Source organism: Kitasatospora sp. NPDC001540 (genome assembly GCF_042894345.1).
In the GTDB taxonomy this organism is placed as follows: domain Bacteria; phylum Actinomycetota; class Actinomycetes; order Streptomycetales; family Streptomycetaceae; genus Kitasatospora; species Kitasatospora phosalacinea_C.
This window is the reverse complement of sequence record NZ_JBIAVO010000001.1, coordinates 525,313-546,986: the sequence shown is the minus strand read 5'-3', so window position 1 is coordinate 546,986 and position 21,674 is coordinate 525,313. Positions and strand designations below refer to the sequence as shown.

Below are 21,674 nucleotides of genomic sequence, written 5' to 3'. Positions count from 1 at the left end.
TTCATCCCCCCCCCGGGCTCTTCACACCGCCCACCCCCGCCCCCCCCCCCCCCCCGCCGGCGGGGGCGGGGGGGGGCGCGTTCCCCCGACCGGCGGGGGGGGCGCCCCCCCCCCCCGCGGCCGTTATCGGTCGGACGCCCCGCCCGGCTCCTCGCGGCGGCGCTCGCGGTGGCGGCGCTCGGCCAGGGCGGCGACGGTGCCGGTCAGGAAGGCGTCCCAGCAGTCCTGTTCCAGCGCCGGGGCGCGGCCGGTGCCCGCGGTGCAGCGCGAGCACTCCCGGCACGGGCGGTAGCGGTGTTCGAGACTGCCCGGTTGCGATCCGGCCTGCGACTGGTCGGCGGTCACGACTCCTCCTCGATCTGGGCCCAGATGACGGTCTGTCCGTCAGCGGTGACGGAGCCCCAGCGGTCGGCGGTGCGCAGCGCCTTGAGCAGTTCGCTCCAGGTCGGGGCGTCGTCCGGCGGGGAGGGGATGCTGATCCTGGTACTGCCGACGGCGAACCGCACGTCGGCCTGCGCGCCCGAGGCCCGTTCGATCGCCGTCCGCAGGTCGGACGCACGCGTGCTGATCTGCACCACTCCCCCAGAGTACACATAGGGCAAAGCTCTACACGTAGAGTAGTGCCCCGCGGGATACTGTGTCACCAATCGGCCGGACCGCACACTTCGGAGGATGTTCCATGACCACCAGCGGGCCCTCCGCCTACCTGCAGGTGGCCGAGCAGATCCGGGAACGGATCGCCGCGGGCGAGTACCCGCCGGGCAGTCAACTCCCGTCCCTGGCCGACATCCAGAGCCAGTACGGCTTCTCCCACGGCGTCGGCCAGTCCGCGTACCGGCTGCTGGAGCAGGAGGGCGTGGTCACCGCCAAGCAGGGCCGCGGCTACTTCGTCCGGGGCCAGGAACCGCGCCGCGCCCTGGTCCGCCGCCCCGCGGACGGCGGGCCCGGCCCGGACACCGCGGGCCTCGCCGAACAGGGCGTCACCCCGGGCCTGCGCAGCCACTCCACCACCGAGGCCGCGACCGCGGAGATCGCCCGGCGCCTGGAGGTCGAGACCGGCACCCCGGTCATGCACACCTCGTACGTCTACCTGGTCGACGGCGAACCCGGCTACCTCGCCGAGTCCTGGGAGCCGATGTCCGTCACCGGCCAGGACCTGATCGTGCTGCCCGAGGCGGGCCCGTACGCCGGACTCGGCGTCGCCGCCCGGATGGCCGTCATCGGCATCGAGGTCGGCGAACCCGTCGAACAGGTCACCGCCCGCCACCTCACCCGCGCCGAGGCCCAGGCCCTCGCCCAGCTCCCCGGCACCCCCGCCCTCGCCATCTGCCGCACCCACTACGACCGGGCCACCGGCCGCCCCGTCGAGACCGCCGACCTCGTCCTGCCCGGCGAACGCTGGTCCAGCGAGTACGGCCACCGGCCCGCCCCCGGGGCCTGACCGTCCCGCCGCCCGCCGCCCGCCGGTGGGCGCGCCCCGCCGGGCGGCGGTGTGATGGAGCCATGGAAACCGACACCCTCGACGACCTCACCGCCGAACTCCTCCGCCTCGCCCCCGGCCTCGACCCCGCGCAGGCCGCCGCCCTGCTCCGCCGCGCCTACCGCGCCGGGCTGGCCGACGGCCGCCGGGAGACCGCCGAGAGCCGCGAACACGGCGGCTGGTGACCCCCGTCCCACCCCGTACGGGAGACTGGACCCGAACAGCAACGCACCGAGGAGTACGGATGGCGCAGCCCCGCACCCGCCGGCCGGCGCGCCCCCGCGAAGAGGTCTACGCCGCCGCCCGCACCGCGATCGCCGAACACGGCCTCGCCCGGCTCACCATGGCCGGGCTCGGCGAACAGCTGGGCATGAGCGCGGGCCACCTCCTCTACTACTTCGGCAGCAAGGACCAGCTCCTGCTGGAGACCCTCCGCTGGAGCGAGGCCGCGCTCGGCGAGCAGCGCAGCCGCGAACTCGCCCGCCACGACGTCCCCGTCCTCGAACGGCTCGCCCGCTACCTGGAGCTCTACCTCCCCGAAGGCCCCGGCGACCCCCGCTGGGCGCTCTGGATCGAGGTCTGGAGCCGCTCCCCCGGGACCGCCGAACTCCGCGAGGGCCAGCTGGACATCGAAGCCCCCTGGCAGGACGACCTCACCGCCCTCCTCGACGAGGGGCGCACCACCGGCCTCCTCCCCGCCACCACCCCCGTCCCCGACCGCGCGACCCAGCTCCGCGCCCTCCTCGACGGCCTCGCCATCCCCCTCGCCATCGGCCTCCCCCACACCACCCGCGAAGCCGCCCTCACCCAGGCCACCTCCGCCGCCCACGCCCTGCTCGGCCTCTGAAGGGCCCCGCCGACGAAGAGCCCGCCGACGAAGAGCCCGCCGACGAGGGCCCGTCACGAGAGCCCCGCCAGGGGCTCGGGGAACGGGCAAGTCCGAGCTACTGACAACCCCCGTCAGAGGCTCGGGAAACGGGCAAGTCCGAGCTGCTGACGAGCCCCGTCAGGGGCTCGGGGAACGGCGAGTCCGAGCTGCTGGCGGCCGGAGCCCATCGGAGGTCCGTGCTGCTTCGGGCCGTAGGAACAGAACCCCCTACTCCGTCCAGACCGCCGCCGCGCTCCTGTCGTCCGCGTACCCCTTGGCGCGGACCTGGATCTGGCGGAGGAAGTCGACCGTGCCGGGCGGGTGCGGGTGGGCCCAGTGGCTGGAGAGGAAGTGCGCGACGGCCGGTTCCTCGGCGATCGGGGTGGCCAGGCCCGGCGTGCAGAGCAGCAGGATGTCGCCGGAGGTCGCCGGGACGAGGCGGAAGCGGAACGGCCGCGGCGGCGGCATCGCGGCCGGCGGGAGCGGGGGCTGCCCGTCGGGGTGGTGGAGCAGCCGCGCGGCGTACGCGTCGATCCAGTGGCCGGAGCGCAGCAGGTAGAGCCCGCCCGGGCCGGTGCCGAACGCGGCGCGGTGGGTCGCGGTCGGGTCCGCGGACATCAGCAGGCAGTGCAGGGACGCGGTCTCCTCGAGCGGCAGGTCGGGCGGCGCGTCCCCGTCGGCCGCGGCCTCCTCCGCGGCGCTGCGCAGGTGCACCGCGGCCTGGAGGGCGATCCGCTGGAGGCCGTAGCGGAGACGGTCGCGGGCTCCGGCGCGCAGGTCCGCGGCGAGTTCGGCCCGGCTGCGGCCGATCGCGGCGGCGAGCTGCCGGGCCGCCTCCGCGGCCGCGGCCGACCCCCACTGGGCGTTGGCCCGGCGGGCGGGCGCGGCCAGCACCGTCAGCACCAGCGCCTCCTCCCGCTCGCCGAACCGGACGGTGAGCAGCGCGTCCGTGCGCGGCTCGCCCCGGTAGCGGGCCGAGTCGCCGCGGATCGACACCGCCCGCAGCGTGGTGCCCGCGAACTGGGCGCCGTCGATGGCGGTGTCGGGCACGATCGCGGCCAGCCCGGCCGGGTCGGCGGCGGCCAGGGCGGTCGGCTCGGGCGCGTACGTCGGGGGCCGCTCCCCCACGTGCGGCACGGCGGGCGCCTGCGGACGCCCCAGCCAGGGCGCGGCCCGCTCCGGCTGCGGGCGGTCCGCGACGGCCACCGGCTGCGGCACGGGCTCGGGTTCCGGTACGGGTTCCGGCGCCCTCTCCTCCTCGGGTTCCGGTTCCGGCTCCGGCTCCGGCTCCGGCTCCGGCTCCGGCTCCGGCTCCGGCTCCGGCTCGACCAACGGCAGGTCCGCCAGCGTCGGTGTCGGTGTTGGCGTGGGTGCAGGCGCAGGCGCGGGCTCCGGTGCTTCTTTCGAAAGGTCCGGCTGGAGCTCGGGCCAGGCCGCCTCGGCCCAGCTGCGCGGCGACGGCGCGGGCGGCGGCTCCTCCGCTTCCGCCGCCGCCTGCTCCGGGGCGTCCTCCGGGGGGCGGCGTTGCGGGGCGATGAGCCCGGCGGCGGTGGTGAACCAGTCGTCGACGGTTCCGGTGTCGGCGCTCGCGGCGGGGGTGTCGGGGAGGGTGTCGGCGGGGCCCGCGTAGACGGTGTGCCACCAGGTGTCGTCGGGACGGGGCTGCCTGGGTGCGCCCTGCTCGTTCAACTGACCGCTCCTGATCCGTGAGGGGGCCGGACGTCACGCCATTCTTCCGAAGGACAACGACGGTGTCCGGGATTCGGAACATCGCACGGACACCCGGGGAGGGTTCCGGCCACGGGTGGTCCGGCGGGGGTGGGACGGGTCCGGGCGGGCTCCAACAGGGGCTTCGGGGACGGGAGTGGCGGGCTTTCCGCCGGAAAATGAGAGCCCAAGGGGGGCACCGCTTCACCCGATCGGCTGATTAATATGTGCGCATGGCCGCGCCAGGATCTCGTACCCGCCCCGAGGGGACCGCATTCGCGGTGCTCCGTCCGGCGGCGGTGCTGTGGTCGCTGCTGCTGGCCGCACTGCTCGCACTGCTGCCGTGCGCGGCGAGCGCCCGGACGCTGAGCGCCCCGGCGCCCGGCCAGGAGTCGCCCGGCACGTCCGCACCCGCGTCCGCAGCACCCTCCGTACCCGCGTCCGCGCCCGTCGCGGGCCCGACGTCCGCCACGAAGCCGTCGACCTCCCCCGGCGCGTCGACGTCACGCTCGGCGACCGAGGCCGCGCCCGGCCACGCGGCAGTGTCGCACCACCCGTCGGCAGCCGTGGACGCCCCCGGTCCGGAGCTCATCCTGTGCACCGCGGAGGGCCCGGGCCCGGTGCCCGGTCACGGCTGCTCCAGCCACCCCTTCTGCGGCCCGGAGTCGCACCTGCCGAACGCGCCCCCGCAGCCCGGCACGGCCGTCCGACCGCAGTTGGTCGCCCCGCCGGTGGTGTCCGCCGCCCCGGCGCCCGGCGCCCCGACGGGGTCGCACCGCGCCCCCGACCTGCACGTCCTGCAGGTTCACCGGTCCTGAGCGGAACCCACCGCCGAACCGCGCCCCGCCGAGCGGGGAGGTCGGCGGCTCCGCTGCCCCCACCCCACCGCAGACCGCCGTGCTCGCCACGGCGGGGACAAGGAAGACATCCATGGGTTCCGCCTCGAAGCAGTCCAACCCCACCGGCAAGCAGCCCAAGCCGGGCAGCAAGGCCGCCCAGCAGGCCGACCGCCGGGCCCGGATCGCCGAGCTGCGCGCCGTCGAGCAGCGCCGCGAGCGCCGCAACAAGATCCTCACCATCGGCATCTCGTCCGTCCTGGTGCTCGCCATGATCGGTGGCGGCACCTGGCTGGCGATGGACGCCAAGGACAAGAACGACAAGAAGAAGGCCGCCGCCGCCGCTGCCGCCGAGGCCGCGCAGAAGGCCAAGGACGACGCCGCGAAGGCCGAGATCCCGGGCCTGCAGACCTTCGGCAAGCTCACCCAGAACCACGTCCAGACCGAGGTGAAGTACCCGCAGACCCCGCCGGTCGGCGGTGACCACAACCCGGTCTGGCAGACCTGCATGGGCAACGTCTACGACAAGCCGGTCAAGAACGAGAACGCGGTCCACTCGCTGGAGCACGGCGCCGTCTGGGTCACCTACAACGGCAAGGCCACCCCCGAGGACATCAAGACCCTCAGCGACAAGGTCAAGGCCACCCCGTACAGCATGATGAGCCCGTACCCGGACGAGCAGGGCACCATCACGCTGACCGCGTGGAGCACCCAGCTGGTCGTGGACTCCGCCACCGACCCGCGGATCGAGACCTTCTTCGCCAAGTACGTGCAGGGCCCGCAGACCCTGGAGCAGGGCGCCAGCTGCAGCTCGGGGCAGATGTGACCGCCGCCCCCGCCGACGAGGGGTCGGAGCAGGAGCACGAGGAGCACGGGGCGGAGCAGCCGGTCGCCCGGCGCGGTCGGCGGGCGTTCTGGTGGCCCGCCGCGCTCGCGGCCGTGGTCGCGCTCGGGCTCGGCGTCCCGGCGCTGGTCTCCGGCAGCACGCCCGCGTCCGGGAGTTCGGCGGGCACGGCGACCGCCTCGGCCGCACCGGCCACCGGTTCGGCGGACGCCGGGTTCGCCCGCGACATGGCGACGCACCACCAGCAGGCCATCGACATGTCGTTCATCGTCCGGGACCGCACCCAGGACGAGGCGGTGCGCGGCCTCGCGTTCGACGTGATCAACACCCAGGCGAACCAGCGCGGCATGCTGATGGGCTTCCTCGACCAGTGGGGCCTGTCGCAGAACAGCACCGCCAAGCCGATGGCGTGGATGAACCACACCTACGAGGCCCACGACGGCTCGCTGATGCCCGGCATGGCGACCAACACCGAGCTGGACAGGCTCCGTTCGCTCAGCGGCCGGGACGCCGAAGTGTACTACCTGCAGCTGATGATCAAGCACCACCAGGCGGGCGCGGAGATGGCCCAGGCGTACGTGGACGCGGGGACCAACGCCCCGGAGAAGCGGCTGGCCCAGGGCATGGTCGACGCGCAGCACGCCGAGATCCAGCTGATGACCGACATGCTGCACGAGCGCGGCGCCCAGCCCGCTCCCTGACGCACCGTCGGCACGCCGTGACGCCCGAGGGCGCCGTCCGACCCACCGGACGGCGCCCTCGGGCGTTCCCGCTCCTCCCGCCCCGCCCCCGCCCTCAGCCCTTGCAGAGCCGCACCGCCAGCGCCGCGACCGCCGCCAGCAGCAGCGGGACGGCGCGGCCGCCCGCCGCCGTCCCGGCCTGGTGGACGGCCAGGACCGGCAGGGCGGTGCCGAGGGCGGTGCCGAGGCTGCGGACCATGTTGACCAGCCCACCGCCGACGGCCGAACTCTGCGCGGGGATCGCCCGCATGACCAGGGCGTTGTTGGCGGGCAGCAGCAGCCCGAGGCCGTAGCCGGTGAGCAGCAGCGGCAGCGCCGTCGTCCACGGGCCGGGGGCGGGCAGGGCGGCGAGCAGGAGCAGTCCGGCGCCGGCGGTGAGCGCGCCGCAGCGGCAGCGGGCGGCGTCGCTCCAGCGGCGGGGCAGCAGGGCGCCGCCCGCGGTGGCGGCGAGGGCGAACGCGGCGGGCAGGGCGGTGATCGCGGCGCCCGCGGCGGCGGTGCTGGCGCCGCGGGCGGCCAGGACGACGGGTTCCAGCACGAGCGGGCAGAACAGCAGCAGGTAGCCGATCAGGGCGACCAGCAGTCCGGCCCGGATGCCGGGGGTGTTGACCAGGCCGGGCGGGACGATCGGGCGGTCGGCGCGGCGTTCCTGCCGGACGAGGGCGAGGGTCGCGGCGGCGGAGGCGGCGAGCAGGACGGCGACCGCCCAGCCGGGCAGCGGCAGTCCGGAGGCGGCGGAGAGGGCGAGCAGCAGCGCGGTGGAGGCCGCGGCCAGCAGCAGGAGCCCGGCCAGGTCGAAGCGTCCGTCGCGGGCGGTGCGGACCGGGCAGCGTCCGTCGGGGAAGGTGCGCGGCAGCAGGAACCAGCCCGCCAGCATGCCGAGCACGCCGATCGGCACGTTGACCCAGAACGCCCAGCGCCAGGACGCGTGGGCGACCAGCAGTCCGCCGAGGGTCGGACCCAGGGCCAGGCCGAGCGCCTGGGCGGCGGCCTGCACGCCGAGCGCGGTGCGCATCGCCCGCTCGGGCACGCCGCGGGCGACCAGGGCGACGCTGTTGGCCTGCATCATCGCGCCGCCGACCGCCTGCACGGCCCGGCAGGCGATCAGCAGGCCCAGGTTCCCGGCGAGCCCGGCGCCGAGCGAGGCGGCCGCGAACACCGCGAACCCGCCCAGGTACACGGTCTTGCGGCCGACCAGGTCGGACAGCCGCCCGACCGGGGCCAGCAGCGCGACCAGCACCAGCAGGTAGGCCAGCGAGACCCATTCGACGGCGGCGAAGGGGGCGGCGAAGTGGTCCTCCAGCGCCGGGAAGACCAGCGAGGTGACGCTCGCGGTGAGCTGGCCGAGGAACGCGCCCAGGCAGACGGTGCCGACCGCCAGCCAGTGCGCGTGCGGCCAGCGGGCGACGGCGCGCGGGCGGGGGCGTTCGGCGAGTTGCAGGGTGTCGAGCAGCCGGGAGGCCACCGCGGGTTCAGCCATGGACAGAAACATATCTGCTTCCGACATATTCGCTCAAGGAGCGTTTCCGCCACCGAACCATCCGGCCCGCCCCGCCCCGGCCCGCCCCTGTCCCCGGCTCGGCCCCGCCCCGGCCCGCCCCGCCGGGCGACGCACCGTTCCGGCCGCTCGACGGATGGACTCCCGGTAGCCCCCCGGTTGCCGGGCGCTACGCTGTCCGCCATGTCCTCGCAGCCCCAGCCCGCCCCGCACCCGCCCGCACCCGCGTCGGCGTCCGCGGGCGGGGACGCCGACACGCTCGCCGGGGCGCAGCAGCTCACCGACGTGATCACCCGGCTCCGCCGGGCGCTGCGCAGCTCGATCCGCTCCGAGTTCCCCTGGGAGGCGCTGCCGATGGCCCAGGTCGAACTGCTCCAGACGCTCGCCGCCTCCCCGCTGCGGGTCGGCGAACTGGCCGCCCGCCAGCGCCTCGCCCCCAACACCGTCAGCGGCCTGATCTCCAAGCTCCTGGACGCGGGCCTGGTCGACCGCCAGCCCGACCCCGGCGACCGCCGCACCGCCCGGATCGCCCTCACCGAGGCCGGCCACCAGCAACTGCGCGACTGGCAGAGCGCCCACGAGCGCCGCCTCGCCGCCGCCCTGGAGAGCCTCACCCCCACCGACCGCGAGGCCGTCATGCGCGCCCTCCCCGGCCTCGACCACCTCGCCCGCTCCCTCGCGGGCACCGACCCGACACGCTGAACCGGCCCGCCAGGCCGGCAGTCCGGGCCGAAGCCCTGGACCGGGGCGCCCGGACCACCCCACGGCGATGTCCGATTCCCGCCAGTCGGTGCCCCGGGGATCACGCAGACTGGAAGGCGTGATCGACGACGAGACCAGGTACCGGGCCGTGGACAGCCGGGACGCCCGCTTCGACGGGGTGTTCTTCACGGCGGTGCGGACCACCGGCATCTACTGCCGTCCGAGCTGCCCGGCCACCACCCCCAAGCGCACCAACTGCACCTTCTACCCGACCGCGGCCGCCGCCCAGGGCGCGGGCTACCGGGCCTGCCGGCGCTGCCGACCGGACTCGGTGCCCGGCTCGCCGGAGTGGAACCACCGGGCCGACCTGGTCGGCCGCGCGATGCGGCTGATCGGGGACGGCGTGGTCGACCGGGAGGGCGTCGCCGGGCTGGCCACCCGGCTCGGCTACAGCGCCCGGCAGCTCCAGCGCCAACTGACCGCCGAACTCGGCGCGGGCCCGCTCGCGCTGGCCCGGGCGCAGCGCGCGCAGACCGCGCGACTGCTCCTGCAGACCACCGAACTGCCGGTCACCGACGTGGCGTTCGCGGCGGGCTTCGCCTCCGTCCGGCAGTTCAACGACACCATCCGCGAGGTGTACGACCGCACCCCGTCCGCGCTGCGCACCGAGCGCGGCGGCCACCGCCGCACCCCGGCTGCGGGCGGCACGCTCAGCCTGCGGCTGGCCTACCGGGGCGCGATCGACACCGGCCACCTGCTCGACTTCCTCGACCTGCGGGCCGTCCCGGGCGTCGAGGAGGTCGTCCCGGGCCCGCTCCCCGGCACCCGCACCTACCGGCGCACGCTGGCCCTCCCGTACGGGCACGGCCTGGCGGAGGTCGACGGGCTCGGGCCCGGCGACCGGCCGGACCGGGGGTGGCTGGACTGCCGGCTGACCCTCACCGACCTGCGCGACCTGACCACGGCCGTGCACCGGCTGCGCGCCCTGTTCGACCTGGACGCCGACCCGGACGCGGTGGACGCCCGGCTCGCCGCCGACCCGCTGCTGGCCCCGCTCGCCGCCGCCCGGCCCGGGCTGCGCTCGCCCGGGCACGTCGACCCGCACGAGCTGGCCGTCCGGGCCGTGCTCGGCCAGCAGGTCACGGTGGCCGCCGCCCGCACCCTGGCCGGACGGCTCGCCGAGCGGTACGGCACCGCGCTGCCCGCCGCCGACGGCGGACTGCGCCTGCTGTTCCCGACCGCGTCCGCGCTGGCCGCCGCCGACCCGGAGCACCTGGCGATGCCGCAGGCCCGGCGCCGGGCCCTGCTCGGGCTGTGCGCGGCGCTCGCCGACGGCACCGTCCGGCTCGACCGCGGGGTGGACCGCGAGCAGGCCGCCGCCGAACTGCTCGCCCTGCCCGGCATCGGCCCGTGGACGGTCGGCTACCTGCGGATGCGCGCCCTGGCCGACCCGGACGTGTTCCTCCCCACCGACATCGGCGTCCGCGACGGCCTGCGCGCCCTGGGCGCGGACGGCGACCCGCGCGCCGCCGCCGACCGCTCCGCCCACTGGGCGCCCTGGCGCTCCTACGCCCTGCACCACCTGTGGACGGCCGCCGCCGACCACCACCGCACCGTCCCCCGTACCCGCAAGACCCGCGAGGACCAGTCATGACCACCGCACCCGCCACCGCGCCCACCACCGTGTTCACCACCATGGACAGCCCGCTCGGCCCCCTGCTGCTCAGCGGCGTCCGCGCCGCCGACGGCAGCTTCGCGCTGAGCGCCGTCACCGCCCCGGGCCAGAAGGGCGCGCTCGCCGCCCCCGCCGCCCACTGGGAGCCCGACGCCGAGGCCCTCGTCCCGGCCGTCGCCCAGCTCACCGCCTACTTCGCGGGCGAACGCACCACCTTCGACCTGCCGCTGGCCCCCGTCGGCACGCCCTTCCGGCAGCAGGTCTGGGCCGCCCTCGACGACATCCCGTACGGCACCACCCTCACCTACGGCCAACTCGCCGACGCCGCGGGCCACTCCCCGCGCGCGGTGCGTGCCGTCGGCGGCGCGGTCGGCGCCAACCCGCTGCTGATCGTCCGCCCCTGCCACCGGGTGATGGGCGCCAACGGCAGCCTCACCGGCTTCGCCGCGGGCATCGACGCCAAGCGCTGGCTGCTGGCGCACGAGAGCGGCGACCGGCTCTTCTGAGCCGGACCGCCAAGCCGTACCAGCCCGGCGTCTCGCCTCCTGCGGAGCCGGGACTTGCGGCATCGTGCCCAAGCACATCTCTTCCGGGGAACGCCAGTTGATGTCCGACAACCCGCTAAACTGATCGTGCGTTGGTAGCTCGGCCGGTCCGAGCGCCGTCCACCGAGGCGGCGGAGCATTCGAATCGATCGTGAATCGGCAGGTACAAGCGCGGTGCATGACAGCGAGGAGCCCCCCTACTGCGGGCTCCCGCTCTCTGCCGCCAAGGAGCGCATGAGTCTGGCGCGGCTGGAACTCATGGCGGCCGCAGCTGGCTGCTCACTGAGCGACCCGCGCACCGATTACGACGGCTGGGACGTCGCCGTGCTCTCCCACACGGAGTACCAGCGGTACAACAGACCAGCGTTCGACCTCCAGCTCAAAGCCACCAACAGCGAGAACGTGGCCCGCCTGCTCGGGAACGGCGACTTCTCATTCTCGCTGGACGTCGAGACGTACCAGAAACTCCGCGACCCGAAGCGGTACAACCGGGCACTGCTCGTCGCCCTGATCCTCCCTGCGGGGAGCAGCCCTGCCGAGTGGGCGGTCAGGGAGGAGTCCGAGCTACGCTCGCCGGGGATCATGCTGTGGTCCGACCCCCTGACCTGGAAGACCGAGCCGGCAGCCGGACAGAGGTCTGTGGCAGTGACGCTGGGCCGGGACAACCACTTTGACCCGCAATTCATTCAGGCATTCATGAAGGAGATCGGCGACGGAGGAGGCTGGCGATGAAAAATACAGACTTCGACAGCTTCCGGAAAATGACCTACGGTCTTTCTCCAGAAACCGTTACGCGCTTCCTCGCCTCCCAGGGGTGGACGCTGGAGAACCGCATCGAGGGGTTCAAGGAGATCTGGAGCAGCCCCAACGGTACCGATGACAGGGAACCTGAGTGGGTGATGGTCCCGCTTGCCATCGATTACGTGGATTTTCATCGCCGATTCAGCGAATCGCTGTCCACCATCTCGCAGGCCTTTGGCTGCAGCGCCGAAGAACTTTCCCACAGGATCGACTCTTTCAGTACGGATATCCTGAGCGTCCACCTCTCCGGAAGGTCAAAGGACGATACGATATCGCCAACCGAAGGGGAGCAGGTAATTCACAGCATCAATCTGCTGCTGAAGGATTTTGCCTGCGCAACCGAAACCAACCAGGTACGCCGTAGGCGTGGCCGTCCATCGCGTCGGGTGTCCGAATTCATGCGGAGCAGCGTCCGACTCGGACACACACGGCGCGGGAGTTTCGTCATCACCTTCACCGTCCTGCTGGACGAGCCGGAACGATCTAGGCCTCCCGAGCGACAAGCCGCCAGCTATCGCGACGGGGGCGAAGATCAGGTTCCTTTCGCCCGTAGGGTGATGACGATGTTTGCCCAAGCGGTCGACGCAGCCGGCGATCCGACTCGGAGGCTGCTCGGGCATGAATCCGCCAACGCCCCGGACGAGACTTTCCGGGGACAGCTGGCAGAGCTGGTCCTCAACACCATCAGTGGTTTCCAATCATTCAACGATCTCGAAGGGGTCGGCTTCTCGTTTACCTGGGGTTCGGCCCTGCCCGCACCCGCCCTCGAACCGGTCTCCGCTTTTTTCCGTCTCGATGACCTTCCCGGAGCACGCCTCCGAGCCGAAGAATTGGAAGCAGAAAGGAGGGCCACCCTCCCGGTGATGCACACAATTTCCCGGAGAGAGGATGCAACCCTTCTCGAATCTTCAGAGATGCGCGATGAGGAAATGCAGAGAGTGACTCTCTCCGGGCGCGTGGTTTCTTTGGAGCGAGCCAGGAACGGCGGAAGGGTGACAATTCTTGCGAATGGTGACCGATCGCCTTTCAACGTGCGACTCTCGCTATCTTCTCCAGAGTACGACATGGCCGTTCGAGCGCACTTGCTCGATGTTCCTATCTCAGTGTCCGGAACCTTCGACGACCGTGGCCCGAACGCCGAACTGAGGAACTCCGTGCTGAACATCGCAGAGACAGAGAAATATCTTCGCACTCTGTCATGACGTCGCTTCCTGAACACGCTGGGACACAAAAAGCGCCCACGACCGGCCGGGGTCGTGGGCGCTGCTCGCTGCAGGGTGTCAGGGCTTGGGGTGGGAGCGGGCGGCCTTGGTGAGGTGCTTGCGGTGGCGGGCGCGTTCGGCGCGCAGGCGGGCGTCGGTGCGGGCGGCGATGAAGTCGTTCTCGCGCTGGAGCTTGAGGTAGCGCTCCCAGCGGCGCTCGGGGAGGGTGCCGTCGGCGAGGGCGGCCCGGACGGCGCAGCGGGGTTCGGTGCGGTGCGAGCAGTCGGCGTAGCGGCAGTCGGCGGCGAGGGCGGTGATGTCGGCGAAGGCCTGGTCGATGCCGTCGCCGCCGAAGAGGCCGACGCCGCGCAGGCCGGGGGTGTCGATGACGGCGCCGCCGCCGGGCAGCGGGACGAGTTCGCGGGCGGTGGTGGTGTGGCGGCCCTTCTCGTCGACGGAGCGGACCTGCTGGACCGTCATGGCGGCCGTCCCGGTGAGGGCGTTGGTCAGGGTGGACTTGCCCGCGCCGGACTGGCCGATCAGGGCGCAGGAGCCGGTGACGCGGGCGCGCAGGGCGTCCATCCCCTCGCCCGTCCCGGCGCTGACCGTCAGGACGGTGACACCGGGGGCGATCGCCTCGACGTCCGCCCGGACGAAGTCGCCGTCGTGGACCAGGTCGGACTTGGTCAGGACGATCAGCGGTTCGGCCCCGGACTCCCAGGCGAGGGCGAGCAGGCGCTCGACCCGGCCGGGATCGGGTTCCGCGGCGAGCGAGACGGCGATCAGTACGGTGTCGACGTTGGCGGCCAGCACCTGGCCCTCGGAGCGCTTGTGGGCGCCCTTGCGGATGATCGCGGTGGTGCGGGGCAGCACCGCGGCCAGGGCGGGGGCGGGCCGGGCGGCGGGGTCGTAGGCGACCCAGTCGCCGGTGCACGGGTTGTGCGCGGTGTCGGCCGTCATCACCGGGCGGGTGGCGGCCCGCCGCGTGACGGGCTCGCCGCTCTCCGGGTCGACGAGCAGCACTTCGCAGCTGCCGCGGTCCATCCGGACGATCCGTCCGGGGAGCAGACCGGCCTCGGCGAGCGGGGCGAACGCGGCGGCCCGGTCGTCCGTCCAGCCGAGCCCGGCGAGCGGGTGGGCGGGAGCGGGGGTGGACGTGCTGGTGGGGTCGTGCATGGTGATCAACGGGGACCCTTCGAGGGAACGGGCGGCCCCGGCCGGTCGGTGTCAGCGCGTGGGCGACACCGGAGGACGGCGGACCGGGAGCCAGGGGGTGACGGACTCGGTGGACTTCCGAACGCGGGGGAAAACACCTGCGTGAACCGGCCTCACGGCCCTCACCTCCTTCCTCTCCGGACGCGCCTCGGGCACCCCGCCACGGGGCGCCCTCGATCGGCGGACGCCACGCTAGTGGCCGCCCGTCACCCGCGCCACCGGTTTTCCCGGGGCGCGGCGCGGCTCACCGGCCGGAGCGGCGGCGCCGTTCGGTGCCGATCCGGCTGCTGATCCGGCGGCGGACGTCGCGCGGGGGCAGGAAGCCGGCCCAGCGTTCGGGGTACTCGCTGGGGGCGGGGCGGTCGTCGTCCTCGTCGAAGAGGTCCTCGTCGTGGCCCTCGGCGAGGCCGAACTGGCGGGCCCGCTCGGCGCGTTCGACGGCGCGGCGGGCGGCGGCCTCGCGGCCGCGCTCGACGGCGGCGTCCTCGGCGAGGCGCTCGTTCTCGGCGCGGGCGTCGGCGGTCTCGACGGTGGGCCAGCGGCGGTCTATCGCGGCGTTCATGGCGGCGCCGATCAGCACGGCCAGCGCCACCACGAAGATCCACAGCAGCACGGCGACGGGTGCGGCGAGCGAGCCGTAGACGGAGTGGCCCTCGACCGAGCTGACCAGGTAGAGCCGCAGGCCGACGCTGCAGACCACCAGGACCAGCAGGGCGACCAGGGCGCCGGGGATGTCCTCGCGCCAGGGCGTGGAGACCGGGACGGCCACGTGGTAGAGGGTGGTGAGCGAGACGACCAGCAGGACGATCGCGGCGGGCCAGTAGAAGCCGGTGATCGCCCCGGTCCAGCTCGGGAAGGTGTTGATCAGCAGGCCGGGCCCGGCGACCAGCAGCGGCAGCACCAGGGAGCCGATGACCAGGGCGCCGAGGTAGAGGCCGAGCGACATCAGCCGGGTCTTGACCAGGCCGCGCTTGCCGTCGAGGCCGTACATGACGGTGATGGTGTCGATGAAGATGTACAGCGCCCGGGAGCCGGACCAGAGCGAGAGCAGGAAGCCGATCGAGATCAGGTCGGGCCGGGCGCTGTCGAAGACGTCGCTCAGCAGGGGCTGGACGATCTGGTCGATCGAGCTCGGTGAGAGCACCGTCCCAGCTGCTGAGACGATGTCGTTCTTGAGCTTGTCGATGGTGCCCGCCCCGAGGATGTCGTCGAGGTAGCCGAGGGTGCCGGCCAGGCAGAGCAGCAGCGGCGGGATCGACAGCAGGGTGAAGAAGGCCGCCTCGGCGGCGAGCCCGGTGACCCGGTACTCGACGCAGGTGTTGGTGGTGTCCTTCACCAGCGCCCACGCGGTGCCGTACCAGGTGGTTCGCTTGGCGGCGCGGCGCCGTCCGCCGCGGCGGCGGGAGGGGCGGTCCCCGGCCGGTCCCGGTGCTCCGGCGGGGTGGGGGGTACTGCCTGCTGCTTGCACGCCCCTACGGTATCGGCCCGGGCCGCGCGGGCGGCGCCCCGCCGTCCGGCGCCGGGCGGGCGGCGGGGCCCGGAACAGGCCCGCCCCGCCGATCGTCCCACCATGCGGAACATCAACGTCCAGGATTCGGACGACAGTGGACCGCGAGTCGCTCGCCGTGCGAATCTCTTGCCATGTCTAGCGCCGGAACCACCCTAGTTGGCCGACTCCACGTCGACCTCCTTCGCGTGTCCAGCGCCATCTGTCCGGTGACCTGAGCCCTCCGTACGCCGCACCGCACGGCGCCATCCCCGCCGTCGCGGATGTGCGCAAGACCCTGCCCGGCCAGCGTCACCCCCTCCTGCCGCCTGCGTCCAGAACGCCGCAGGTGGGAGCGGAGCGCGTCCGGGGCCGCCAGCACCTCGCACCTGCCAAGCCGCTCAAAGGACTGACACCATGGCCCGCACTCCCGAAACGGTCGAGCCTCAGGACGGCGCCGCCCCCGCGGCCCGCCCCGCCGCCCGCAAGGTGACCCGCCACCGCGGCGAGGGCCAGTGGGGCATGGGGCACTTCACGCCTCTGAACGGCAACGAGCAGTTCAAGAAGGACGACGACGGTCTCAACGTGCGGACGCGCATTGAGACGATCTACGCCCACCGCGGCTTCGACTCGATCGACCCGAACGACCTGCGCGGCCGGATGCGCTGGTGGGGCCTGTACACCCAGCGCAAGCAGGGCATCGAGGGCGGCAAGACCGCCGTCCTGGAGCCGCACGAGCTCGAGGACGAGTTCTTCATGATGCGGGTGCGCATCGACGGCGGCCAGCTGACGGTGGCCCAGCTGAAGGCGATCGGCGAGGTCTCCGAACAGTACGCCCGCGGCACCGCCGACCTGACGGACCGGCAGAACGTCCAGTACCACTGGGTGCGGATCGAGGACGTCCCGGCGATCTGGCAGAAGCTGGAGGCCGTCGGCCTGTCCACCACCGAGGCGTGCGGCGACTGCCCGCGCGTGGTGATCGGTTCCCCGGTCGCGGGCATCGCCGCGGACGAGATCATCGACGGCTCCTGGGCGATCGACGAGATCCACCGCCGCTACATCGGCAACAAGGAGTTCTCCAACCTGCCGCGCAAGTTCAAGACCGCGATCTCCGGCTCCCCGCTGCTGGACGTGGTGCACGAGATCAACGACGTCGCCTTCGTCGGCGTGGTCCACCCCGAGCACGGCCCGGGCTTCGACCTGTGGGTCGGCGGCGGCCTGTCCACCAACCCGAAGCTGGGCGTGCGGCTCGGCGCCTGGGTCCCGCTGGAGGACGTCCCGGACGTCTGGGCGGGCGTGGTCGGCATCTTCCGCGACTACGGCTACCGCCGCCTGCGCAACCGCGCCCGGTTGAAGTTCCTGGTCGCCGACTGGGGCCCGGAGAAGTTCCGCCAGGTGCTGCAGGACGAGTACCTGAAGCGCGAACTGGCCGACGGCCCCGGGCCGCAGGAGCCCAGCAACCGCTGGCGCGACCACGTCGGCGTGCACCGGCAGAACGACGGCAACTTCTACGTCGGCTTCGCGCCGCGGGTCGGCCGCGCCAACGGCAAGCTGCTCACGCAGATCGCCGACCTGGCCGCCGAGCACGGCTCGAACCGCCTCGCCACCACCGTCGAGCAGAAGATGATCGTGCTCGACGTGGCCGAGGACCGGGTCGAGTCCCTGGTGGCCGGCCTGGAGGCGCTGGACCTGCGGGTCACCCCCTCCACCTTCCGCCGCGGCACGATGGCCTGCACCGGCATCGAGTACTGCAAGCTGGCGATCGTCGACACCAAGGAGCGCGGCCGCACCCTGATCGACGAACTGGAGCGCCGCCTGCCGGAGTTCGACGAGCCGCTGAGCATCAACATCAACGGCTGCCCGAACGCCTGCGCCCGGATCCAGACCGCCGACATCGGTCTCAAGGGCCAGCTGGTCACCGACGCGAACGGCGAGCAGGTCGAGGGCTTCCAGGTGCACCTGGGCGGCGCCCTGGGCCTGGACGCCGGCTTCGGCCGCAAGATCCGCGGCCTGAAGGTCACCAGCGCCGAACTGCCCGACTACGTCGAACGCGTGCTGACCCGCTACCAGGCGGACCGGCAGGACGGCGAGCGGTTCGCCCAGTGGGCGGTCCGGGCCACCGAGGAGCAGCTGTCGTGAGCGAGCGTGCTGCCCCTTTCTACTGCCCGTACTGCGGGGACGAGGACCTGCGCCCGTCCGAGAGCGGCCACGGCGCGTGGGAATGCCGGGCGTGCCGCCGGGGCTTCCAGCTGAAGTTCCTCGGACTGCTGTCAACGAACCACGGGGGTGACGGACATGACGACCGCGACTGACTACGAGGCGATAGCCGTCAGGGCCGGCCGCGAGCTGGAGGAGGCCACCGCGCAGGAAGTCCTGCGCTGGGCCGCCGACACCTTCGGCAAGCGCTTCTGCGTGACGTCCTCGATGGAGGACGCGGTGGTCGCTCACCTGGCCTCCACCGTGCTGCCCGGCGTGGACGTGGTCTTCCTGGACACCGGCTACCACTTCCCGGAGACCATCGGCACCCGGGACGCGGTCGCCGCGACCATGCCGGTCAACGTGATCACGCTGACCCCGAAGCTCACCGTGGCCGAGCAGGACGCCCAGTACGGGCCGAACCTGCACGACCGCGACCCGGACCTGTGCTGCTCGCTGCGCAAGGTCGAGCCGCTGAACCGCGGCCTGGGCGGCTACGACGCCTGGGCGACCGGCCTGCGCCGCGACGAGTCGCCGTCCCGCGCCGACACCCCCGTGGTGGCCTGGGACGCCAAGCGCCGCAAGGTGAAGATCGCCCCGATCGCCCGCTGGACGCAGGACGACGTGGACGCGTACGTCCAGGCCAACGGGGTGCTGCTGAACCCGCTGCTGTGGGAGGGCTACACCTCGATCGGCTGCTCGCCGCTGTCCTGCACCGCCAAGCCCGGCGACGGCGAGCAGGGCCGGGCGGGCCGCTGGGCGGGCTCCGGCAAGACCGAGTGCGGCATCCACCTCTGAACCCGCCGGGCCCACCGCACCACCGGCACCACCGAACCACCGTCACCGACCGTCAGGAGTAACCACCGTGACCACCGCCGAGACCGAGGCCGCCGGCCGCGAGCGCGGCGCCACCGTGTGGCTGACCGGCCTGCCCAGCGCGGGCAAGACCACCCTCGCGTTCGCGCTGGCCGAGCGGCTGCGCGCCGAGGGCCACCGGGTGGAGGTGCTGGACGGTGACGAGATCCGCGAGTTCCTCTCCAAGGGCCTGGGCTTCTCCCGCGAGGACCGGCACACCAACGTCACCCGGATCGGCTTCGTCGCCGAGAAGCTGGCGGCCAACGGCGTCAAGGTGCTGGCCCCGGTGATCGCCCCGTTCGCCGACTCCCGGGCCGCGGTGCGCGAGCGGCACGCCGCCCACGGCACCGAGTTCCTGGAGATCCACGTCGCCACCCCGGTCGAGCTCTGCTCCGAGCGGGACGTCAAGGGCCTGTACGCCAAGCAGGCGGCCGGCGAGATCTCCGGGCTGACCGGGGTCGACGACCCGTACGAGGCCCCCGAGAAGCCGGAGCTGCGCCTGCAGACGCAGGGCCGCTCGGTGGCCGAGTCCGCCGAAGAACTGCACGCCTTCCTGACCGAGAGGGGCTTGGCATGACCGTCACCACGCAGCGCCTGTTCCGGGCCGAGGACACGCCCTTCGCGCTGTCCCACCTGGACGCCCTCGAAGCGGAGTCGGTGCACATCTTCCGCGAGGTGGCGGGCGAGTTCGAGCGGCCGGTGATCCTGTTCTCCGGCGGCAAGGACTCCATCGTGATGCTGCACCTGGCGCTGAAGGCGTTCGCGCCCGCGCCGGTGCCGTTCGCCCTGCTGCACGTGGACACCGGGCACAACTTCCCCGAGGTGCTGGCGTACCGGGACCGCGCGGTGGCCAAGCACAACCTGCGGCTGCACGTCGCCGCGGTGCAGGACTACATCGACCGCGGCGTGCTGCGCGAGCGCCCGGACGGGCTGCGCAACCCGCTGCAGACCGTCCCGCTGCTGGACGGCATCGAGTCCAACAAGTTCGACGCGGTGTTCGGCGGCGGCCGCCGCGACGAGGAGAAGGCCCGCGCCAAGGAGCGCGTCTTCTCGCTGCGCGACGAGTTCGGCGCCTGGGACCCGCGCCGCCAGCGCCCCGAGCTGTGGTCGCTGTACAACGGCCGGCACGCGGTCGGCGAGCACGTCCGGGTCTTCCCGCTGTCCAACTGGACCGAGCTGGACGTCTGGCAGTACATCGAGCGGGAGAACATCGAGCTCCCGGAGATCTACTACGCCCACGAGCGCGAGGTGTTCCGGCGCGACGGGATGTGGCTGACCGCCGGGGAGTGGGGCGGCCCGAAGGAGAACGAGCCGGTCGAGACCCGCCTGGTGCGCTACCGCACCGTCGGCGACATGTCCTGCACCGGCGCCGTCGACTCCGACGCCGACACCATCGAGGCCGTGATCACCGAGATCGCCGCCTCCCGCCTCACCGAGCGTGGGGCGACGCGCGCCGACGACAAGATGTCCGAGGCCGCCATGGAGGACCGCAAGCGCGAGGGGTACTTCTAAGCAATGAGCACCACCCAAGAAGCCACCGCCACCTCGCTGTTGCGCTTCGCCACCGCGGGCTCCGTCGACGACGGCAAGTCCACCCTGGTGGGCCGGCTGCTGCACGACTCCAAGTCGGTGCTGGCCGACCAGCTGGAGGCCGTCGAGCACGCCTCCCGCCGCCGCGGCCAGGAGGCGCCCGACCTGGCGCTGCTGACCGACGGCCTGCGCGCCGAGCGCGAGCAGGGCATCACCATCGACGTGGCGTACCGCTACTTCGCCACCGCCCGGCGCCGGTTCATCCTCGCCGACACCCCGGGGCACGTGCAGTACACCCGCAACATGGTCACCGGCGCGTCCACCGCCGAGCTGGCCGTGGTGCTGGTCGACGCCCGCAACGGCGTGGTCGAGCAGACCCGCCGGCACGCCGCGGTCGCCGCCCTGCTGCGCGTCCCGCACGTCGTCCTCGCGGTCAACAAGATGGACCTGGTCGACTACGCGGAGCCGGTGTTCGCCGCCATCGCCGAGGAGTTCACCGCGTACGCGGCCTCGCTCGGGGTCAAGGACGTCGTGGCGGTGCCGATCTCGGCGCTGGCCGGCGACAACGTGGTCGAGCCCTCCGCGAACATGGACTGGTACGGCGGCCCGACCCTGCTGGAGCACCTGGAGACCGTCCCGGTCGGCACCGACCCGAGCGTCGAGCCGGTCCGCTTCCCGGTCCAGTACGTGATCCGGCCGCAGAGCGAGGAGTTCCACGACTACCGCGGCTACGCGGGCCAGCTGGCCTCCGGCGTGCTGCGGGTCGGCGACGCGGTGACGGTGCTGCCCTCGGGCCACACCACCACCGTCGCGGCGATCGACGCGCTCGGCGCGTCCACCGAGATCGCCTGGGCCCCGCAGTCGGTGACGGTCCGCCTCGCCGACGACATCGACATCTCCCGCGGCGACCTGATCGCGGCCGGCCCGCTGCCCGTCCCCACCAAGGACGTGCGGGCCACGGTCTGCCACCTGAACGAGCGTCCGCTGCACGTCGGCGCGAAGGTGCTGCTCAAGCACACCACCCGCACCGTGCGCGCCCTCGTCAAGGAGATCTCGTACCGGATCGACATCGACTCGCTCGAACAGCGTTCCGGAGCCGAGGGGTTGAACGTCAACGACATCGGCCACGTGGTGCTGCGCACCGCCGAGCCGCTGGCCCTCGACGACTACACCGACAACCGCCGCACGGGCTCGTTCATCCTGATCGACCCGTCCGACGGCACCACGCTCACCGCCGGCATGGCGGGCGAGGCGTTCGACACCGTCAGCACCACCGACGCTTCCCAAGAGGAGGACTGGGTCTGATGCCCAGCGAGGCGTTCTCGGGCATGGACAAGGAAGGCGGCCGCATCGGCAGCGGCGTCCTCGGCAGCGGCCAGGGCGGCCTGACGCGATGTGGGGGCGGACAGGGGCGCTGAGCCCCTGTCACCGGGCCCGCACGCCGCCGTTCCTTCCCACAGCAGGCACGGCGGAGGCGGCCCGGACCCGGCAGCA

At 73.2% G+C, this 21,674-nt stretch carries 23 protein-coding genes; 17 read left to right on the top strand and 6 right to left on the bottom strand.

The features are described 5' to 3' along the window. Positions 1–123: 123 nt before the first annotated feature. Both ACFY00_RS02460 and ACFY00_RS02455 read right to left on the bottom strand, forming a co-directional pair. On the bottom strand, positions 124–345 hold the full coding sequence (locus tag ACFY00_RS02460) for a hypothetical protein (protein WP_388026384.1): 222 nt from the start codon (positions 343–345) through the stop codon (positions 124–126). Continuing rightward, the gene (locus tag ACFY00_RS02455) at positions 342–578 is read right to left on the bottom strand and encodes a hypothetical protein (protein WP_388026383.1); all 237 of its coding nucleotides are present in this window, start codon (positions 576–578) and stop codon (positions 342–344) included. The genes ACFY00_RS02460 and ACFY00_RS02455 overlap by 4 nt, the downstream gene beginning before the upstream one ends. A gap of 101 nt (positions 579–679) precedes the next feature. Here ACFY00_RS02455 and ACFY00_RS02450 point away from each other — a divergent pair, with 101 nt between their 5' ends. The 3 genes from ACFY00_RS02450 (at position 680) to ACFY00_RS02440 (ending at position 2,327) form a co-directional block, all read left to right on the top strand. Then, a complete protein-coding gene (locus ACFY00_RS02450; RefSeq protein WP_388026382.1) occupies positions 680–1,441 on the top strand; it encodes a GntR family transcriptional regulator in 762 nt (253 codons plus the stop codon). 62 nt (positions 1,442–1,503) lie between these two features. Then, positions 1,504–1,665, top strand: a complete 162-nt coding sequence (locus ACFY00_RS02445; protein ID WP_388026381.1) for a hypothetical protein — start codon at positions 1,504–1,506, stop codon at positions 1,663–1,665. Positions 1,666–1,724: 59 nt separating this feature from the next. Then, entirely contained in the window at positions 1,725–2,327 is a 603-nt protein-coding gene (locus tag ACFY00_RS02440; RefSeq protein WP_388026379.1) for a TetR/AcrR family transcriptional regulator, read from the top strand. Between the two features lie 249 nt (positions 2,328–2,576). Here ACFY00_RS02440 and ACFY00_RS02435 read toward each other — a convergent pair whose 3' ends face one another. After that, complete coding sequence (locus ACFY00_RS02435) at positions 2,577–4,037, bottom strand: hypothetical protein (protein ID WP_388026377.1); 1,461 nt, start codon at positions 4,035–4,037, stop codon at positions 2,577–2,579. A gap of 251 nt (positions 4,038–4,288) precedes the next feature. Here ACFY00_RS02435 and ACFY00_RS02430 point away from each other — a divergent pair, with 251 nt between their 5' ends. From ACFY00_RS02430 to ACFY00_RS02420, 3 genes are all read left to right on the top strand, one after another. Then, positions 4,289–4,873, top strand: coding sequence for a hypothetical protein (locus ACFY00_RS02430; RefSeq protein WP_388026376.1), 585 nt, complete (start codon positions 4,289–4,291; stop codon positions 4,871–4,873). Positions 4,874–4,985: 112 nt separating this feature from the next. Continuing rightward, positions 4,986–5,717 (top strand): DUF3105 domain-containing protein, encoded by a 732-nt coding sequence (locus ACFY00_RS02425; protein ID WP_388026374.1) that lies wholly within the window; start codon positions 4,986–4,988, stop codon positions 5,715–5,717. Beyond that, the gene (locus ACFY00_RS02420; protein WP_388026373.1) at positions 5,714–6,436 is read left to right on the top strand and encodes a DUF305 domain-containing protein; all 723 of its coding nucleotides are present in this window, start codon (positions 5,714–5,716) and stop codon (positions 6,434–6,436) included. Before ACFY00_RS02425 ends, ACFY00_RS02420 begins: the two co-directional genes overlap by 4 nt. Positions 6,437–6,530: 94 nt before the next feature. On the opposite strand, the gene ACFY00_RS02415 is transcribed toward ACFY00_RS02420, so the two are convergent. After that, a complete protein-coding gene (locus ACFY00_RS02415; RefSeq protein ID WP_388026371.1) occupies positions 6,531–7,955 on the bottom strand; it encodes an MFS transporter in 1,425 nt (474 codons plus the stop codon). Between the two features lie 201 nt (positions 7,956–8,156). Between ACFY00_RS02415 and ACFY00_RS02410 the strand changes: the two genes are divergently transcribed. The 5 genes from ACFY00_RS02410 to ACFY00_RS02390 all read left to right on the top strand — a co-directional run bounded on the left by ACFY00_RS02410 (position 8,157) and on the right by ACFY00_RS02390 (position 12,898). Next, positions 8,157–8,675, top strand: a complete 519-nt coding sequence (locus ACFY00_RS02410) for a MarR family winged helix-turn-helix transcriptional regulator (RefSeq protein ID WP_388026370.1) — start codon at positions 8,157–8,159, stop codon at positions 8,673–8,675. Between the two features lie 67 nt (positions 8,676–8,742). Then, positions 8,743–10,329 (top strand): AlkA N-terminal domain-containing protein, encoded by a 1,587-nt coding sequence (locus ACFY00_RS02405; RefSeq protein ID WP_388026368.1) that lies wholly within the window; start codon positions 8,743–8,745, stop codon positions 10,327–10,329. Then, a complete protein-coding gene (locus ACFY00_RS02400) occupies positions 10,326–10,856 on the top strand; it encodes a methylated-DNA--[protein]-cysteine S-methyltransferase (RefSeq protein ID WP_388026366.1) in 531 nt (176 codons plus the stop codon). The genes ACFY00_RS02405 and ACFY00_RS02400 overlap by 4 nt, the downstream gene beginning before the upstream one ends. Before the next feature lie 213 nt (positions 10,857–11,069). Next, positions 11,070–11,627, top strand: a complete 558-nt coding sequence (locus ACFY00_RS02395; protein ID WP_388026364.1) for a DUF4365 domain-containing protein — start codon at positions 11,070–11,072, stop codon at positions 11,625–11,627. Further along, a complete protein-coding gene (locus tag ACFY00_RS02390; RefSeq protein WP_388026363.1) occupies positions 11,624–12,898 on the top strand; it encodes a hypothetical protein in 1,275 nt (424 codons plus the stop codon). The genes ACFY00_RS02395 and ACFY00_RS02390 overlap by 4 nt, the downstream gene beginning before the upstream one ends. Before the next feature lie 78 nt (positions 12,899–12,976). Here the strand turns inward: ACFY00_RS02390 and rsgA are convergent, their stop codons facing one another. Both rsgA and ACFY00_RS02380 read right to left on the bottom strand, forming a co-directional pair. Further along, entirely contained in the window at positions 12,977–14,074 is a 1,098-nt protein-coding gene (rsgA, locus tag ACFY00_RS02385; RefSeq protein ID WP_388026584.1) for a ribosome small subunit-dependent GTPase A, read from the bottom strand. Positions 14,075–14,357: 283 nt separating this feature from the next. Then, positions 14,358–15,581 carry a YihY/virulence factor BrkB family protein gene (locus ACFY00_RS02380; RefSeq protein WP_388026361.1) on the bottom strand — a complete coding sequence of 408 codons (1,224 nt, stop codon included), beginning with the start codon at positions 15,579–15,581 and terminating at the stop codon, positions 14,358–14,360. Positions 15,582–15,754: 173 nt separating this feature from the next. Here ACFY00_RS02380 and ACFY00_RS02375 point away from each other — a divergent pair, with 173 nt between their 5' ends. The 6 genes from ACFY00_RS02375 (at position 15,755) to ACFY00_RS02350 (ending at position 21,485) form a co-directional block, all read left to right on the top strand. Continuing rightward, a complete protein-coding gene (locus ACFY00_RS02375) occupies positions 15,755–15,838 on the top strand; it encodes a putative leader peptide (RefSeq protein ID WP_318264789.1) in 84 nt (27 codons plus the stop codon). Between the two features lie 178 nt (positions 15,839–16,016). After that, positions 16,017–17,738, top strand: a complete 1,722-nt coding sequence (locus tag ACFY00_RS02370; RefSeq protein WP_388026360.1) for a nitrite/sulfite reductase — start codon at positions 16,017–16,019, stop codon at positions 17,736–17,738. Positions 17,739–17,894: 156 nt separating this feature from the next. Beyond that, positions 17,895–18,593, top strand: a complete 699-nt coding sequence (locus ACFY00_RS02365) for a phosphoadenylyl-sulfate reductase (protein WP_388026358.1) — start codon at positions 17,895–17,897, stop codon at positions 18,591–18,593. A gap of 67 nt (positions 18,594–18,660) precedes the next feature. After that, positions 18,661–19,227 carry an adenylyl-sulfate kinase gene (gene cysC / locus ACFY00_RS02360; protein ID WP_388026356.1) on the top strand — a complete coding sequence of 189 codons (567 nt, stop codon included), beginning with the start codon at positions 18,661–18,663 and terminating at the stop codon, positions 19,225–19,227. Further along, positions 19,224–20,162, top strand: coding sequence for a sulfate adenylyltransferase subunit CysD (cysD, locus tag ACFY00_RS02355; protein WP_285736421.1), 939 nt, complete (start codon positions 19,224–19,226; stop codon positions 20,160–20,162). Before cysC ends, cysD begins: the two co-directional genes overlap by 4 nt. Before the next feature lie 3 nt (positions 20,163–20,165). Further along, positions 20,166–21,485: a sulfate adenylyltransferase subunit 1 gene (locus ACFY00_RS02350; protein WP_388026354.1), complete on the top strand. Its 1,320-nt coding sequence runs from the start codon at positions 20,166–20,168 to the stop codon at positions 21,483–21,485. The last annotated feature ends 189 nt before the right edge of the window (positions 21,486–21,674 follow it).

Coding starts and splice junctions, on each gene's coding strand:
- ACFY00_RS02450 (WP_388026382.1), top strand. CDS start 680: ATGACCACCAGCGGGCCCTCCGCCTACCTGCAGGTGGCCGAGCAGATC.
- ACFY00_RS02445 (WP_388026381.1), top strand. CDS start 1,504: ATGGAAACCGACACCCTCGACGACCTCACCGCCGAACTCCTCCGCCTC.
- ACFY00_RS02440 (WP_388026379.1), top strand. CDS start 1,725: ATGGCGCAGCCCCGCACCCGCCGGCCGGCGCGCCCCCGCGAAGAGGTC.
- ACFY00_RS02430 (WP_388026376.1), top strand. CDS start 4,289: ATGGCCGCGCCAGGATCTCGTACCCGCCCCGAGGGGACCGCATTCGCG.
- ACFY00_RS02425 (WP_388026374.1), top strand. CDS start 4,986: ATGGGTTCCGCCTCGAAGCAGTCCAACCCCACCGGCAAGCAGCCCAAG.
- ACFY00_RS02415 (WP_388026371.1), bottom strand. CDS start 7,955: ATGGCTGAACCCGCGGTGGCCTCCCGGCTGCTCGACACCCTGCAACTC.
- ACFY00_RS02410 (WP_388026370.1), top strand. CDS start 8,157: ATGTCCTCGCAGCCCCAGCCCGCCCCGCACCCGCCCGCACCCGCGTCG.
- ACFY00_RS02405 (WP_388026368.1), top strand. CDS start 8,743: ATGTCCGATTCCCGCCAGTCGGTGCCCCGGGGATCACGCAGACTGGAA.
- ACFY00_RS02400 (WP_388026366.1), top strand. CDS start 10,326: ATGACCACCGCACCCGCCACCGCGCCCACCACCGTGTTCACCACCATG.
- ACFY00_RS02390 (WP_388026363.1), top strand. CDS start 11,624: ATGAAAAATACAGACTTCGACAGCTTCCGGAAAATGACCTACGGTCTT.
- rsgA (WP_388026584.1), bottom strand. CDS start 14,074: ATGCACGACCCCACCAGCACGTCCACCCCCGCTCCCGCCCACCCGCTC.
- ACFY00_RS02375 (WP_318264789.1), top strand. CDS start 15,755: ATGTCTAGCGCCGGAACCACCCTAGTTGGCCGACTCCACGTCGACCTC.
- ACFY00_RS02370 (WP_388026360.1), top strand. CDS start 16,017: ATGGCCCGCACTCCCGAAACGGTCGAGCCTCAGGACGGCGCCGCCCCC.
- ACFY00_RS02365 (WP_388026358.1), top strand. CDS start 17,895: ATGACGACCGCGACTGACTACGAGGCGATAGCCGTCAGGGCCGGCCGC.
- cysD (WP_285736421.1), top strand. CDS start 19,224: ATGACCGTCACCACGCAGCGCCTGTTCCGGGCCGAGGACACGCCCTTC.
- ACFY00_RS02350 (WP_388026354.1), top strand. CDS start 20,166: ATGAGCACCACCCAAGAAGCCACCGCCACCTCGCTGTTGCGCTTCGCC.